The sequence below is a fragment of the Geodermatophilus africanus genome (assembly GCF_900107105.1).
Lineage (GTDB): Bacteria > Actinomycetota > Actinomycetes > Mycobacteriales > Geodermatophilaceae > Geodermatophilus > Geodermatophilus africanus.
On record NZ_FNOT01000001.1, the window covers coordinates 510,289 to 525,027 of the forward strand.

The 14,739-nt window shown below is 73.6% G+C and carries 13 protein-coding genes; 7 read left to right on the forward strand and 6 right to left on the reverse strand.

Features of this window, described 5'->3' with window-relative positions; all coding sequences use genetic code 11:
- Position 1: 1 nt before the first annotated feature.
- The 3 genes from sufD to BLW63_RS02360 are packed head-to-tail and all read right to left on the reverse strand — an operon-like array spanning position 2 to position 3,668.
- Positions 2-1,321: a Fe-S cluster assembly protein SufD gene (gene sufD, locus BLW63_RS02350; RefSeq protein ID WP_091151003.1), complete on the reverse strand. Its 1,320-nt coding sequence runs from the start codon at positions 1,319-1,321 to the stop codon at positions 2-4.
- Positions 1,321-2,754: a Fe-S cluster assembly protein SufB gene (sufB, locus tag BLW63_RS02355; protein WP_091151005.1), complete on the reverse strand. Its 1,434-nt coding sequence runs from the start codon at positions 2,752-2,754 to the stop codon at positions 1,321-1,323. The genes sufD and sufB overlap by 1 nt, the downstream gene beginning before the upstream one ends.
- On the reverse strand, positions 2,751-3,668 hold the full coding sequence (locus BLW63_RS02360; RefSeq protein WP_244522298.1) for a helix-turn-helix transcriptional regulator: 918 nt from the start codon (positions 3,666-3,668) through the stop codon (positions 2,751-2,753). The genes sufB and BLW63_RS02360 overlap by 4 nt, the downstream gene beginning before the upstream one ends.
- 253 nt (positions 3,669-3,921) lie before the next feature.
- On the opposite strand from BLW63_RS02360, the gene BLW63_RS02365 reads away from it, so the two are divergent.
- The gene (locus BLW63_RS02365; protein ID WP_091151007.1) at positions 3,922-4,851 is read left to right on the forward strand and encodes a COX15/CtaA family protein; all 930 of its coding nucleotides are present in this window, start codon (positions 3,922-3,924) and stop codon (positions 4,849-4,851) included.
- Positions 4,852-5,023: 172 nt separating this feature from the next.
- On the opposite strand, the gene BLW63_RS02370 is transcribed toward BLW63_RS02365, so the two are convergent.
- Positions 5,024-5,944 carry a heme o synthase gene (locus tag BLW63_RS02370; RefSeq protein WP_091151218.1) on the reverse strand — a complete coding sequence of 307 codons (921 nt, stop codon included), beginning with the start codon at positions 5,942-5,944 and terminating at the stop codon, positions 5,024-5,026.
- A gap of 368 nt (positions 5,945-6,312) precedes the next feature.
- Here BLW63_RS02370 and tkt point away from each other — a divergent pair, with 368 nt between their 5' ends.
- The 6 genes from tkt to BLW63_RS26590 all read left to right on the forward strand — a co-directional run bounded on the left by tkt (position 6,313) and on the right by BLW63_RS26590 (position 13,755).
- Positions 6,313-8,526, forward strand: a complete 2,214-nt coding sequence (gene tkt, locus BLW63_RS02375) for a transketolase (protein WP_091151009.1) — start codon at positions 6,313-6,315, stop codon at positions 8,524-8,526.
- Positions 8,527-8,642: 116 nt separating this feature from the next.
- Complete coding sequence (gene tal / locus BLW63_RS02380; protein WP_091151220.1) at positions 8,643-9,749, forward strand: transaldolase; 1,107 nt, start codon at positions 8,643-8,645, stop codon at positions 9,747-9,749.
- A 223-nt stretch (positions 9,750-9,972) separates the two neighbouring features.
- A complete protein-coding gene (gene zwf / locus BLW63_RS02385; protein ID WP_091151010.1) occupies positions 9,973-11,490 on the forward strand; it encodes a glucose-6-phosphate dehydrogenase in 1,518 nt (505 codons plus the stop codon).
- A 25-nt stretch (positions 11,491-11,515) separates the two neighbouring features.
- Positions 11,516-12,637: a glucose-6-phosphate dehydrogenase assembly protein OpcA gene (locus tag BLW63_RS02390; protein ID WP_091151012.1), complete on the forward strand. Its 1,122-nt coding sequence runs from the start codon at positions 11,516-11,518 to the stop codon at positions 12,635-12,637.
- 98 nt (positions 12,638-12,735) lie between these two features.
- The gene (gene pgl, locus BLW63_RS02395) at positions 12,736-13,494 is read left to right on the forward strand and encodes a 6-phosphogluconolactonase (protein WP_244522299.1); all 759 of its coding nucleotides are present in this window, start codon (positions 12,736-12,738) and stop codon (positions 13,492-13,494) included.
- Between the two features lie 102 nt (positions 13,495-13,596).
- Positions 13,597-13,755, forward strand: coding sequence for a hypothetical protein (locus tag BLW63_RS26590; RefSeq protein ID WP_170856596.1), 159 nt, complete (start codon positions 13,597-13,599; stop codon positions 13,753-13,755).
- A gap of 125 nt (positions 13,756-13,880) precedes the next feature.
- Here BLW63_RS26590 and BLW63_RS02400 read toward each other — a convergent pair whose 3' ends face one another.
- Positions 13,881-14,222, reverse strand: coding sequence for an RNA polymerase-binding protein RbpA (locus tag BLW63_RS02400; protein WP_091151016.1), 342 nt, complete (start codon positions 14,220-14,222; stop codon positions 13,881-13,883).
- Positions 14,223-14,486: 264 nt separating this feature from the next.
- Complete coding sequence (gene secG, locus BLW63_RS02405; RefSeq protein WP_091151018.1) at positions 14,487-14,720, reverse strand: preprotein translocase subunit SecG; 234 nt, start codon at positions 14,718-14,720, stop codon at positions 14,487-14,489.
- Positions 14,721-14,739 lie beyond the last annotated feature (19 nt).

Consider the following 14,739-nt stretch of genomic DNA (forward strand, 5'->3'; position numbering starts at 1 on the left):
GTCAGGCCACCTCGACCGGCTGCTCGTCGAGGCCGGGCAGCGCACCGAGACGGGTCTCGATGGTGCGCATCAGCCGGTCCTGCAGCTCGTCGATGCCGATGCGCTGGACGACGTCGGCGAAGAAGCCACGGACGACGAGGCGGCGCGCGGTTTCGGCGTCGATGCCCCGCGAGCAGAGGTAGAACAGCTGCTCGTCGTCGAAGCGGCCGGTGGCGCTGGCGTGGCCGGCGCCGACGATCTCGCCGGTCTCGATCTCCAGGTTGGGCACCGAGTCGGCGCGGGCGCCGTCGGTGAGCACGAGGTTGCGGTTGAGCTCGTAGGTGTTGGTGCCGGTGGCCTCGGGGCGGATGCGGACGTCGCCGATCCACACCGTGCGCGCGCCCTCGCCCTGCAGCGCGCCCTTGTAGAGCACGTTGCTGGTGCAGTTGGGCACCGCGTGATCCACCCAGAGCCGGTGCTCCTGGTGCTGGGTCTCGTCGGAGAAGTAGACGCCGAACAGCTCCGCCGTCCCGCCCGGGCCGGCGTACTGCACGTTGCTGACCAGCCGGACGAGGTCGCCGCCGAGGGTCACCACGGTTTGCGTGAACGAGGCGTCCCGGCCGACGACGGCGTCGTACTGCGCGCCGTGGACGGCGCCGGGCGCCCAGTCCTGCACCGAGACGAGGTCGACGTGCGCGCCGTCACCGACGAGGACGGCGACGCCGCCGGCGTACCTTGCCAGGCCGCTGTGGTCGAGGACCACCGTCGCCCGCGCGAAGGCGCCGACCTCGATGACCAGCTGGCCCCAGACGACGTCCTCGGAACCGGTGCCCGACAGTCGCAGCGTGACCGGGCGGTCCAGCTGGGCCTCGGCCGGCACGCGGACGACGGCGGCGCCGCCGCTGCGCTGCCGGGCGAGGGCGGCCAGCCGGTCACCCGGCTCGGGCAGCCCCTTGAGCAGCGGGTCGTCGGCCTCGACGCTGGTGAGCTCGACGCCCTCGGGCAGGTCGGTGTCCCACTGCAGGTGGGCGTCCGACGGGGCGCCGTCCAGCAGCGGGCGGATCCGCTTCATCGGGGTGAATCGCCAGGTCTCCTCGCGGCCGGTGGGCGCGCCGAACGCGTCCGGGTCGGTCGAGGTGAACCGCTCGGCCGGCGAGCCGGTCGGGGCCGGCCCGCCGTGCGAGTGCGCGCCGGGGGCGGCCTGCCCCGCGGTGCCGGTGCCGGCGGCCGGGGTGCTGGGCGGGCCCGCCTGGGCGCCGACCCCCTCGCCGAACAGCTCGCCGGCGAGGGTGGCCGACTCCGTGGTCAGGCCCGTGGTGTTCGCGTTGTCGTTGGCCGACATCAGCCGACGGCACCTTCCATCTGCAGCTCGATCAGGCGGTTCAGCTCGAGGGCGTACTCCATCGGGAGCTCGCGGGCGATCGGCTCCACGAAGCCGCGGACCACCATCGCCATCGCCTCGTCCTCGGACAGCCCGCGGCTCATCAGGTAGAAGAGCTGGTCCTCGCTGACCCGGGAGACGGTCGCCTCGTGGCCCATCGCGACGTCGTCCTCGCGGACGTCGACGTAGGGGTACGTGTCCGACCGGCTGATCGTGTCGACCAGCAGCGCGTCGCACTTCACCGTCGACTTCGAGCCGTGCGCGCCCTCGTCGACCTGGACCAGGCCGCGGTAGGAGGTGCGGCCGCCGCCCCGGGCGACGGACTTCGACACGATGGTCGAGGAGGTGTTCGGCGCGGCGTGCACCATCTTGGCGCCGGCGTCCTGGTGCTGGCCCTCACCGGCGAAGGCGATGGAGAGCACCTCGCCCTTGGCGTGCTCACCGGTCATCCAGACCGCCGGGTACTTCATGGTGACCTTGGAGCCCAGGTTGCCGTCGACCCACTCCATGGTCGCGCCCTCGTGGGCGATCGCCCGCTTGGTGACCAGGTTGTAGACGTTGTTCGACCAGTTCTGGATGGTCGTGTACCGGCAGCGGGCGTTCTTCTTGACGATGATCTCGACGACCGCGGAGTGCAGCGAGTCCGACTTGTAGATCGGTGCGGTGCAGCCCTCGACGTAGTGCACGTAGGCGCCCTCGTCGACGATGATCAGCGTCCGCTCGAACTGGCCCATGTTCTCGGTGTTGATCCGGAAGTAGGCCTGCAGCGGGATCTCGACGTGCACGCCCTTCGGCACGTAGATGAACGAGCCGCCCGACCAGACCGCGGTGTTGAGCGCGGCGAACTTGTTGTCGCCCGAGGGGATCACCGAGCCGAAGTACTCCCGGAAGACGTCCTCGTGCTCCTTGAGGGCGGTGTCGGTGTCGAGGAAGACGACACCCTGCTCCTCGAGGTCCTCACGGATCTTGTGGTAGACGACCTCGGACTCGTACTGCGCCGCGACACCGGCGACCAGCCGCTGCTTCTCGGCCTCCGGGATGCCCAGCTTGTCGTAGGTGTTCTTGATGTCCTCGGGCAGCTCCTCCCACGAGGTCGCCTGGGCCTCGGTGGAGCGCACGAAGTACTTGATGTTCTGGAAGTCGATCCCGGACAGGTCCGACCCCCAGTCGGGCATCGGCTTGCGGCCGAACAGCTTGAGGGCCTTGAGCCGCCGCTCGAGCATCCACTCGGGCTCGTTCTTGCGGGCCGAGATGTCCCGGACGACGTCCTCGCTGAGCCCGCGCCTGGCGGTGGAACCGGCGGTGTCGGCGTCCGCCCAGCCGTACTGGTACCGGCCGAGCTGTTCGATCTGCTCGTCCTGGGTCAGCGTCACCGGCTGCTGGGTGCTGGTCATGCGGGCGTCCTCTCCCGGTCGTTCGTGGGGGTGCTGCTGGTGGACGGTGCGGGGCGCCCACCGGCTCGGAGCCGGTGCGCCGCGCGCTCGTCAGGTACAGGGCTCGCGGGGCCCGATCTGTTCCCCGCGCGCGTGTGACTGAGGACCCCGTCCCCCTCACCCCTCGCACGCTCGGGGTGAGCCTCCGGACGGGGCCGCAGGGCGTCATACCTGCGGCGGACCGGTCCCGGGATGTGCGTGGTGCACACCCCGTCGCCGTGGGCGATCGTGGCCAGCCGCTGCACGTGCGTGCCGACGAGCCGGCCGATCACCGCCGTCTCGGCCTCGCACAGCTGCGGGAACTCCGCGGCCACGTGCGCGACCGGGCAGTGGTGTTGGCACAGCTGGCCGCCGCCCGAGATCGCCGAGGCCGAGGCAGCGTAGCCCTCGGCCGTGAGCGCCCCGGCGAGGGCCTGGGCGCGGTCGACGGGTGCGCCGGTCACGGCCTCGACCGCGGCCGAGCAGCGCTGCTCGAGCCCGGCGAGCTGCGCCTCGGCCACCGCGCGGACGGCGTCCGGCCCGCCGTGCGCCGCGACGAACCGCAGCGCGGTCAGCGCCAGGTCGTCGTAGGCGTGCGGGAAGGCCGACCGGCCGGCGTCGGTCAGGTGGAACAGCCGGGCCGGGCGCCCTCGGCCGCGAGGAGTGCCCGGCGCGTGCCGCTCCTCGACGCGGCCGGTGGCCACCAGGGCGTCGAGGTGGCGGCGGACGGCGGTCGGAGAGACCCCGAGCTGCCCGGCGAGCTCGGTCGCGGTCTGCGGACCGTGCTCGAGCAGCAGGGCGCTGACGCGGTCCCGCGTGCGCCCGTCCTCGGGGGACGGCGAGGGGCGCGGCGGGGTGCCCACCCCGCCGCCGACCTGCACCGTGCCGCTTTCCACAACACGAGTCTCACCTAATTCTGGCGGCGTGCAAGCAAGGGGAACCTAACTCGAGGACCCCCCTGCCCCCCACCGTTCGCGAGCTCACGGCGGCCCCTGCAGGAGAGCCGTCCGGATGGGGCCGGCGCGTCCACACCGTTGCCGCCGACCGGCGCGGGCTGGTCGACGGCGGACCCCAGCCGGCCGTACCCGCCGCTCCGCGCTCCGCTCCGGGCGGACCGGGGGCGTCGGCCCGCGCGGCTAGCATCGGGCCGTGCCGGTCTCCCCCGCCGTCGTCTCGCGGCTCGCCCTGGCCAACGCCGTCGCCAACGGCGCGATCGTCGTCACCGGCGGGGCCGTCCGGCTCACCGGCTCGGGGCTGGGCTGCCCCACCTGGCCGCGCTGCACCAGCGAGAGCTTCGTCGCCACGCCCGAACTGGCCGGCCACGGCGTCATCGAGTTCGGCAACCGGCTGCTGACGTTCGTCCTCGCCGCGGTGGCCATCGCCACCGTCGTCGCGGTGTGGCGGTCCGGTCGGCGGGACCTGCGGCCGCTCGCCGTCCTCACGTTCCTCGGCATCCCGGCGCAGGCGCTGCTCGGCGGGGTCACCGTGCTCACCGGCCTGGACCCGTGGACGGTCGCGGCGCACTTCCTCCTCTCGATCGTGCTCATCGCGCTGGCCACCGTGCTGTGGCTGCGCTCCCGCGAGCCGGGGGTGGGCCGGCCGCTGCTGCGCCGTCCGCTCGCCCTGCTGGTGGCCGGCACCGCCGCCGTCACCGGTGTGGTCCTGGTGCTCGGCACGCTGGTGACCGGGAGCGGACCGCACAGCGGGGACGTCGACGCCGACGACGTCCCGACCGGCGACCGGATGGGCTTCGACGTCGAGCTGATCAGCCGGCTGCACGCCGACGCGGTGTTCCTGCTCGTCGGGCTAACCGTGGCGCTGCTCGTGGCCCTGTACGCGACCGACGCCCCCGGCCGGGTGAAGCGGGCCGCGCGCGACCTGCTGGTCGTCCAGCTGGCGCAGGGCGTCGTCGGCTACGTGCAGTACCTCACCGACTTGCCGGTCGCGCTGGTGCTCCTGCACATGCTCGGCGCGGTGCTGGTGACGGCGTTCACCGCGCGCCTGGTCTGGTCGGTCCGCGGGCCGGCGTCCGAGGCTCCGCTGGAGGCGACGTCGCACTCCGTCGCCGCCTCGCACTGAGGTCCGCCCGAGGGCGGTCACCCGGTCGGGGAGACCGCCCTCAGACGCATCTCGGCGTCGCCCGTGTCAGAGCCGACCCGAGAGCACGTTCCCGCGTCGAGTGGCGGGGCGCTGTGGTGTCCGAGGGGCTGTCACCACGCCGATCCACCACTCGATGTCGGACCGCCGCGGCTCAGACCAGGACGTCGACGATGATCGCGACCGAGAGCAGCGCCATGTAGGAGATCGAGATGTGGAACAGCTGCATCGGCCTGGCCTCCGCGCCCGCGCGGATCCGCCGCAGCAGCCGGTGCGCCTCGACGATGAACCACAGGCCCAGCACGGCGGCCGCGCCGGTGTAGACCCACCCGATGCCGAAGCCGTCGGCCACGGGCCACAGCAGCAGCGAGACGGCGACGGTCAGCCAGGTCCAGGCGACGGTCTGCCGGCCGACCGACAGCGGGCCGGCCACCACGGGCAGCATCGGGACGTCGGCACGCGCGTAGTCGGCGCGGAACCGCATCGCCAGCGCCCAGAAGTGGGGCATCTGCCAGCAGAAGACGACGCCGAAGAACACCACCGCGGGCCAGGCGAGGGTCCCGGTGACCGCTGCCCACCCGATGAGCACCGGCGCCGCGCCCGGCACACCACCGAACTCGGTGCTGCGGCGGGTGTACCGCTTGAACACCATCGTGTAGAGGACGGCGTAGTAGAGGATCGCGCCGGCGGCCAGCCAGGCCGCCAGAGGTGTCGTCGCCGCGTACAGCAGCGCGATCGACAGCACGGTGAGCACCAGGCCGAACACCAGCGCCGCGCGCGGGGTGACCTCGCCGGTGACCAGCGGTCGCCGCTCGGTGCGGTGCATGAGCCGGTCGATGTCGCGGTCGTACCAGCAGTTGAAGACGTTGGCCGCGGCAGCGGCGAGGGTGCCGCCGGCCATCGTGGCCAGCAGCAGCTCCCACGGCGGGAGCCCGCCCGAGGCCAGCATCATCGCCGGCAGGGTGGTGACCAGGAGCAGCTCGATGATCCGCGGCTTGGTCAGCGCCACGTAGCCGCGCACCCGGGCCGACAGGCGGCCCGCCTGCACGGCCGGTCGTTCGGAGAGCGTCGTCACCGGGCGGCCACCGACCGGGCGGCGGCACACGCGCAGGGCACCACCGGGCACCTGGACAGCACGGGGTCCCTTTCGACCGGGGACGGGAGAACGGCCCAACTGTAGCCCGCGGCCGCCCCCCTCCCCGGGCGGCATGACGAGGGTCTCGTCCGCTGCGCGGACCACTAGGGTCCATCACGTTGGTGCTGCGCACGCAGCGGGTAGGGCCCACGTCGACGACGACGGTGCGTCCTGGTCCAGGGCACCGGACCGGGACGGACGCGAGGCCGGTCGCTGGCGCCGGGCACCGTCGTCCGCCCGGGTCAGACGAGGTCGCCGCACGTCGCCCGGGTGGACCCGCACGGCCGACCCGAGGGAGCACGACACACATGGGAACCCAGAGCACCGAGTCCGAGGCCCCGGCCGAGGCCGCCACCGACGCCCCCACCGGCGACCCGCGCCAGCCCTCCCCGACGCTCCCGGACGGCTTCGGGGAGCTCGACCGCCGCGCGATCGACACCGCCCGCGTGCTGGCGATGGACGCCGTCCAGAGGGTGGGCAACGGCCACCCCGGGACGGCGATGAGCATGGCCCCCACCGCCTACCTGCTGTTCCACAAGTGGCTCCGGCACGACCCCAGCGACCCGAACTGGATGGGCCGCGACCGCTTCGTGCTGTCCATGGGCCACAGCAGCCTGACCCTCTACGTCCAGCTCTACCTCTCCGGCTACGGCCTCGAGCTCGAGGACCTGCAGGCCCTGCGCACCTGGGGCTCGAGGACCCCGGGTCACCCCGAGGTCAACCACACCCCCGGCGTGGAGACGACGACCGGTCCGCTGGGCCAGGGCGTCGGCAACGCCGTCGGGATGGCGATGGCCGCCCGCCGCGAGCGCGGCCTGTTCGACGCCGACGCCCCCGAGGGCGAGAGCCTCTTCGACCACACCATCTGGTGCTTCGCCTCCGACGGCGACATGGAGGAGGGCGTCAGCGGCGAGGCGTCGTCCCTGGCCGGGACGCAGCAGCTCGGCAACCTGGTCCTCGTCTACGACGACAACCACATCTCCATCGAGGACGACACGAACGTCGCCTTCACCGAGGACGTCGGCAAGCGCTACGAGGCCTACGGCTGGCACGTGCAGCACGTCGACGACGGCGAGGACCTCGCCGCGGTCGACGCCGCCTTCGCCGCGGCCGAGGCCGAGACCGGCCGACCCTCGCTCGTCGTGCTGCGCACGGTCATCGCCTGGCCGGCGCCGAACAAGCAGAACACCGGCGCCGCGCACGGCTCGGCGCTCGGCGAGGACGAGGTGCGCGCCACCAAGGAGGTCCTCGGCTTCGACCCGGAGAAGACCTTCGACGTCGACGAGGAGGTCCTGGCCCACGCCCGCTCGGTGGTCGAGAAGGGCCGCAAGGAGCACGCCGAGTGGGACGAGCGGTTCGCCGCCTGGCAGCGGGACAACGCCGACGCGGCCGCGTTGCTCGAGCGGATGCGCACCCGCACCCTGCCCGAGGGCTTCGCCGCGCGGCTGCCCAGCTGGGACGCCGACCCGAAGGGCGTGGCCACCCGCAAGGCCTCCGGCGAGGTGCTCGCCGCGCTGTACCCGGTGCTCCCCGAGCTGTGGGGCGGGTCGGCCGACCTCGCGGAGAGCAACAACACCGCGGTCAAGGGCGAGCCGTCGTTCCTGCCGGCCGACCGGCAGACCAAGATGTGGTCCGGCGGGCCGTACGGGCGCACGCTGCACTTCGGCGTCCGGGAGCACGGGATGGGCGCGATCATGAACGGCATCGCGTTGCACGGCGGCACCCGCATCTACGGCGGCACCTTCCTCACCTTCTCCGACTACATGCGCGGCGCGGTGCGGCTGGCCGCGCTCATGCAGCTGCCGGTCACCTACGTGTGGACCCACGACTCCATCGGCCTGGGCGAGGACGGCCCGACCCACCAGCCGATCGAGCACTTCGCCGCGCTGCGGGCGATCCCCGGGCTGGACGTCGTCCGCCCGGCCGACGCCAACGAGGTCGCCGTCGCCTGGCGCACCGTGCTGGAGAACAACGACCGCCCGGCCGGCCTGCTGCTCTCCCGGCAGAACCTACCGGTCTTCGACCGCTCGGAGTTCGGCTCGGCCGAGGGCGTGGCCCGCGGGGCCTACGTGCTGGCCGAGGCGTCGAACGGCAGCCCCGAGGTGATTCTGCTCGGGACCGGCTCGGAGGTGCAGATCGCCGTGGCGGCCCGCGAGCGCCTGGAGGCCGACGGCGTGCCCACCCGGGTGGTCTCGGTCCCGTGCGTCGAGTGGTTCGCCGATCAGGACCAGGCGTACAAGGACGAAGTGCTGCCGCCCACCGTCCGGGCCCGGGTGAGCGTCGAGGCCGGCGTGCCCATGGGGTGGCGCGAGTTCGTCGGCGACGCCGGCCGGATCGTCGGTCTCACCCACTACGGGGCCAGCGCCGCCTACTCGGTGCTGTACGAGCAGTTCGGCCTCACCGACGAGGCCGTCGTGGCCGCTGCCCGCGAGTCGATCGAGGCCGCCCGGGCGGGGAACGCCGTCCCCGCCGGCCCGGTTGCAGCCACCGGGGGCCTCCCCCACCCCACCGGCGACCGATAAGGACCCTGTCGCCCCGCGACCCTCGGAGAAGGACCCCGTCCTCCTCACCGCTCGCAAGCTCGCGGCGAGCCTCGGGACGGGGCCACACGATCACCCATCGAGAAGGGCAAGTGACCATGGCACAGAACGAGAAGCTGGCCGAGCTGTCGTCGGCCGGGGTCGCCGTCTGGCTCGACGACCTCTCCCGCGACATGATCCACGGCGGCAAGCTGCAGTCGCTGGTCGACGAGCGCTCCGTGGTCGGCGTCACCACCAACCCCACCATCTTCGCCGCGGCGATCAGCGGGTCGGAGTCCTACGACGACCAACTGCACGCGCTCGCCGTGCGCCAGGTGAGCGTGGAGGAGGCGCTGCGCACCATCACCGCCGCCGACGTCCGGGACGCCTGCGACCTGCTGGCACCCGTGGCGCAGCGGCAGCCCGGCGACGGCCGGGTGTCGCTGGAGGTCGCGCCCGGCCTCGCGCACGACACGGATGCCACGGCCGCGGAGGCCGCGCACTTGTGGTGGCTGGTCGACCGGCCGAACCTCTACATCAAGATCCCGGCCACCGAGGAGGGTCTGTCGGCGATCACGTCGTCCATCGCGCGGGGCATCAGCGTCAACGTCACCCTCATCTTCAGCCTCGAGCGGTACCGGGCGGTCATGGACGCCTACCTCTCCGGGCTGGAGCAGCGGCTGGCCGAGGACGCCGACGCCGACCTGTCGGGCATCGCCTCGGTGGCCTCGTTCTTCGTCTCCCGCGTCGACAGCGAGATCGACAAGCGGCTGGACAAGGCCGGCGCCGACCCCTCCCTCAAGGGCAAGGCCGCGCTGGCCAACGCCCAGCTGGCCTACCAGGCCTACGAAGAGGTCTTCTCCTCCGACCGCTGGAAGGCCCTCGAGGCGAAGGGCGCCCGCCCGCAGCGGCCGCTGTGGGCCTCCACCGGCGTGAAGAACCCCGACTACTCCGACACGATGTACGTCAGCGAGCTGGTCGCGCCGGGAACCGTCAACACCATGCCCGAGAAGACGCTCCAGGCCTTCGCCGACCACGGCAGCATCGGAACCCCGGTGCAGAAGAGCTACGACGAGGCCGCGTCGGTCATGACGTCGATCGCCGACGCCGGGGTCGACCTCGACGACGTCTTCCGCGTGCTCGAGGACGAGGGCGTGCAGAAGTTCGTCGACTCGTGGGACGAGCTCACCGAGTCGGTGCGCACCGAGCTGCAGGACAAGGCCTGACCCCTCGGGTCCCCGTGTGCCCGGCCGCGCCGCCGGGCACACGGGGACCCGCGCCGTCGCGGCCGGGCGCCGCCGCCGGTGCGCGGTGCGCCGCGGCGCGCCGGCCCGCCACCCGAGCGGGCGCCCAGCCGGGACGGACAATCGACGCAGTGCCGCACTCCCCCGCCGTCCGGTGCACCGCCGGGCCGGTCGACGGGTCCCCTCCAGACACCGAGGACAATCCATGATTCCCAACCCGCTGCGCGACCCGCGGGACCGGCGGCTGCCCCGCGTGCCCGAGCCCTGCGCCCTGGTCGTCTTCGGCATCACCGGGGACCTCGCCCGGAAGAAGCTCCTGCCGGCCGTCTACGACCTCGCCAACCGCGGGCTGCTGCCGACCAACTTCGCCCTCTTGGGCTTCGCCCGCCGGGACTGGGGCGACGAGGACTTCGCCGAGCTGGCCCGCTCCGCAGCGCAGAAGGCCGCCCGCACCCCGTGGCGCGAAGAGGTCTGGGAGCGGCTGGCCGGCAACGTGCGCTTCGTGCAGGGCTCCTTCGACGAGGACAACGCCTTCGACCAGCTGGCCGCCACCCTCGGCGAGCTCGAGGGCACCCACGGGATCGGCGGCAACGCCGCGTTCTACCTGTCCATCCCCCCGGCGATGTTCCCGGTGGTGCTCAAGCAGATGCAGCGCACCGGCATGGCCGACAGCACCCCCGACCGCTGGCGCCGGGTGGTCGTGGAGAAGCCGTTCGGCACGGACCTGGCCTCCAGCCGCACGCTCAACGGGCTGGTCGACTCGGTGTTCAGCGCCGAGGACGTCTTCCGCATCGACCACTACCTGGGCAAGGAGACCGTCCAGAACCTCATGGCGCTGCGGTTCGCCAACACGCTGTTCGAGCCGGTCTGGAACGGTCACCACGTCGACTCGGTGCAGATCACGATGGCCGAGGACGTCGGCATCGGCGGACGGGCCCAGTTCTACGAGCAGACCGGCGCCGCCCGCGACGTGCTGCAGAACCACCTGCTGCAGCTGCTCGCCCTCACCGCGATGGAGGAGCCGGTCGAGTTCTCCGCCGACGAGATCCGCACCGAGAAGCTCAAGGTGCTGCGCGCGGTCTCGCTGCCCGAGGACCTCGCCGCCTTCGCCGTCCGCGGCCAGTACGAGCAGGGCTGGCTGGCCGGCCAGCGGGCCACCGGCTACCGGCAGGAGGACGGCGTCGACGCGCACTCCACCACCGAGACCTACGCCGCCGTCCGGCTCGGCGTGGAGACCCGGCGGTGGGCGGGCGTGCCGTTCTACCTGCGCACCGGCAAGCGGCTGCCCCGCCGGGTCACCGAGATCGCGCTGGTGTTCAAGCGCGCGCCCCACCTGCCCTTCGCCGACACCGACACCGAGGAGCTGGGCAACAACCAGCTGGTGATCCGCGTGCAGCCCGACGAGGGGATGACCCTCAAGTTCGGGTCGAAGGTGCCCGGCAGCGTGATGGAGGTCCGCGACGTCGCGATGGACTTCCTCTACGGCGAGCAGTTCACCGAGGCGAGCCCCGAGGCCTACGAGCGGCTGCTGCTCGACGTGCTGCTCGGCGACGCCACTCTTTTCCCCCGCAACCACGAGGTCGAGGCCTCCTGGGCGGTGATCGACCCGCTCGAGGAGTTCTGGGCGGGGACGACGCCGCAGCCCTACCGGGCCGGCGAGTGGGGGCCGCGCGCGGCCGACGAGATGCTGGCCGCCGAGGGCCGCCGGTGGCGGCGACCGTGAGCCGGCTCAGCGAGGAGGACCGACCATGACGACGCTCTGGGACACCACTGGCTCCGCGGTGGTCAAGGAGCTGGCCGCGCAGCGGCGCACCGGCGGCGCCGTGCTCTCCGGCGTCGCGCTGACCCTGGTGGTCGTGGCCGACGAGAACCGGGTGGCCGAGGCCGAGGAGGCCGCCACCGCCGCCGCCGAGCAGCACCCCTGCCGGCTGCTGATCGTCGTCCGCCGGCAGATCGAGGCCCCGGCCCCGCGACTGGACGCCGAGGTGCTCATCGGCGGGCGGCTAGGCCCCGGCGAGGCCGTGGTCATGCGCATGTACGGCCGGCTCGCGCTGCACGCCGAGTCGGTCGTCCTGCCGCTGCTGGCCGCCGACGCGCCCGTGGTGACCTGGTGGCACGGCACGCCGCCGGACCAGCTGTGCACCGACGCGCTCGCGGTGATCGCCGACCGGAGGATCACCGACAGCTCGATGGCCGAGGACCAGTTCGCCGCGCTGCGGGCCCGTGCCGAGGACTACGCCCCGGGCGACACCGACCTGGCCTGGACCCGCAGCACCCCGTGGCGCTCCACGCTGACCTCGTCGGTCGACGCGGTGTCCGGGCGCCGTGGCGAGGCCGTCCGGGTGCTGGGCGGCCGGGTCGAGGGCGACCCCGGATCCGCCACCGCGCTGCTGCTGGCCGGCTGGCTGAGCGCGCGGTGCGGCTGCGAGATCCCGGTGGTGTCCGGCGAGAAGCGGCCCGGGCCCAGCGGTGTCTCGGCCGTGGCGCTCGACCTCGACCAGGACGAGCAGGTACGGGTGCAGGCCGACCGGCGCGGCGGGGCGGTCATCTCCCAGCCCTACCGGCCGGAGGCGATGGTGGCCCTGCCCGACCGGCAGCTCGGCGACCTCATCGGCGAGGAGCTGCGCCGGCTCGACCCGGACGAGCCGTTCGCCGAGGCGCTGGAGTCCACGACCGGCATCCCGGACCTGGCGTACCGCTCCCCCGTGCGCGAGTACGTGTGGTTCGACCCCGCCGAGGAGAACGCCGGCAGCGGCGGCGCGACGCTCCCGGCCGTCCCGCCGGACTCGGAGGGCACCGACGACGTAGCCCAGCAGGGTGTGGACGACCCCGACCAGGGGGCTCGTGACGCCGGGCAGACCGTCCCGTGACGCTGCCGCCCGGCGACCGGATCGCCGCCCGGCTGAGCGAGGACCCTCCTGCCTCCCACCGCTCGGACGCTGGCAGCGGGCCCCTGCAGGAGGGCCAGGTGCCGGACGTCGTGATCGAGCCGGACGCCGACCGGCTGGCCCGCGCGGTCGCCGCCGCGCTGGTCGCCCGGCTGGCCGCGGCGCAGGCGGTGCACGGGACGGCGTCGGTCGTCCTCACCGGCGGGGGCATCGGCACCGCCGTTCTCCAGCGGGTCGCCGACCTGGTCCGAGAGCCGGCGCGCGAGCGGGTGGACTGGACCGCCGTCGACGTCTGGTGGGGCGACGAGCGCTGGGTGCCGGCCGACGACGAGGACCGCAACGAGCTCGGGGCGCGGCGCGCGCTGCTGGACCCGGCCGGCGTCCCGGAGGAGCGCATCCACGCGATGCCGGCCTCCGACGCCGGTTTCGCCGAGCCCGAGGACGCCGCCGACTGGTACGCCGGGCAGCTGGCCGCCGCGGCGCCGGAGGGCGAGCCGCTGCCCCGCATCGATCTGCTGCTGCTCGGCATGGGCCCCGAGGGGCACGTGGCATCCATCTTCCCGGGGACGCCGGCGGTCTCCGACGAGCGCCCGGTGGTCGCCGTGCGCGACTGCCCCAAGCCGCCGCCGACCCGGGTGAGCCTGGGCTACCCCGCGATCAACGCCGCCGAGGAGGTGTGGCTGCTCGTCTCCGGCTCGGCGAAGTCACCGGCCGTGGCGCGCGCGCTGACCAGCGGCGCCACGCCGGACGAGCTGCCCGCGGCCGGGGTGCACGGGCGCCGGGCGACGCGCTGGCTGCTGGACGCCGAGGCCGCCGCGGAGCTCGACGCCCGCAGCTGAGCCCAGCCGGGTCCGGGGCCCTGGTGGGGCGGCCGGCCGGCGAGCACACTGCGGCCCACGATCGGCGGCAGCCCGGCCGCCGTCCTCCCCGTGGAGCCCGCGATGACGCACTCCGCCCCGGTCCTCCGCCGCACACCCCGTCCGATGCGGGACGTCGTCCGCGAGCTACCGCCCGGGCACCTGGGCTGCTACTGGAACTGGGAACGGGCGGCCTGGGTGGCGTACACCGCCCTGCCGCATCCGCGCCCGCCACACGAGTGAGGCCATCGGCCCCCTACAGGCCCCTCCGCAGGGGGCCGTCGCGCGGCCCCGTCCCGAGGCTCACCCCGAGCCTGCGAGGGGTGAGGAGGACGGGGTCCTCCTGCGGGGGTGGGCAGAAGGTCCTCTCAGGCGCCGCGGCGGGCCCGGAGCTTGGCCAGCGCCTCCTCGAGCAACGCGTCGCCGTCGGCGTCGCTGCGCCGCTCGCGGACGTAGGCCAGGTGGGTCTTGTACGGCTCGGTGCGCGGCGCGGGCGGCGGGGCCGCTTCGTCCTGACCGGCCGGCAGGCCGCACCGCGGGCAGTCCCACAACTCGGGCACCTCGGCGTCGGAGGCGAAGGAGACCTGCGTCTCGTGCCCCTGGGCGCACCAGAACGGCACCCGCCGGCGGGGCGCGGCCTCGCCGCGCTCGGCCTCGCCCATCGGGCCCGCGCCCACCCGCGTGCCGCGGATCGCGTTACCACCAGCCACCAGTGCCCCCTGTGCCTCTCAGCGGTCGGCGGCCGCGAGTGGCCGCCGGGGCAGTCTATGGCCTCGATCTTGGCGCGGAGAGGACTTTGGTCCCGATGACCTCGGCGTTCACCGCGGGCACGTGCTCGGACGGCCGCGCGTCAGGGCCCGGCCCCCTGCAGGGTCCCGCCGCGAGCGTGGTGACGTGCTGGCACGGCCCCCGTCCAGAGGCTCGCCGCGGCCCCGTCCCGAGCGCGTGCAGGGTGGGGAGGACGGGGTCCTTCTTCAGACCTTGAGCAGGATGCCCAGGGCGATGATGCAGACCGTCCAGACGAGCCCGATGAGAACCGTCAGCCGGTTGAGGTTCTTCTCCACCACCGAGGACCCGGACAGCTGCGAGGAGACCGCACCGCCGAACATCGAGGACAGGCCCCCGCCCTTGCCGCGGTGCAGCAGGATCAGCACCACGAGGAGCACGCTGGTGAGCACCAGCAGCACGTTGAGGACCAGCTCGACCATGCTCCGAGGGTAACCGACC

Bases quoted from the DNA above. Each gene is read 5' to 3' on its own strand.
- tal (WP_091151220.1), top strand. From the start codon at position 8,643: ATGGCACAGAACGAGAAGCTGGCCGAGCTGTCGTCGGCCGGGGTCGCC.
- zwf (WP_091151010.1), top strand. From the start codon at position 9,973: ATGATTCCCAACCCGCTGCGCGACCCGCGGGACCGGCGGCTGCCCCGC.
- secG (WP_091151018.1), bottom strand. From the start codon at position 14,720: ATGGTCGAGCTGGTCCTCAACGTGCTGCTGGTGCTCACCAGCGTGCTC.
- BLW63_RS26590 (WP_170856596.1), top strand. From the start codon at position 13,597: ATGACGCACTCCGCCCCGGTCCTCCGCCGCACACCCCGTCCGATGCGG.
- BLW63_RS02390 (WP_091151012.1), top strand. From the start codon at position 11,516: ATGACGACGCTCTGGGACACCACTGGCTCCGCGGTGGTCAAGGAGCTG.
- tkt (WP_091151009.1), top strand. From the start codon at position 6,313: ATGGGAACCCAGAGCACCGAGTCCGAGGCCCCGGCCGAGGCCGCCACC.
- sufD (WP_091151003.1), bottom strand. From the start codon at position 1,321: ATGTCGGCCAACGACAACGCGAACACCACGGGCCTGACCACGGAGTCG.
- sufB (WP_091151005.1), bottom strand. From the start codon at position 2,754: ATGACCAGCACCCAGCAGCCGGTGACGCTGACCCAGGACGAGCAGATC.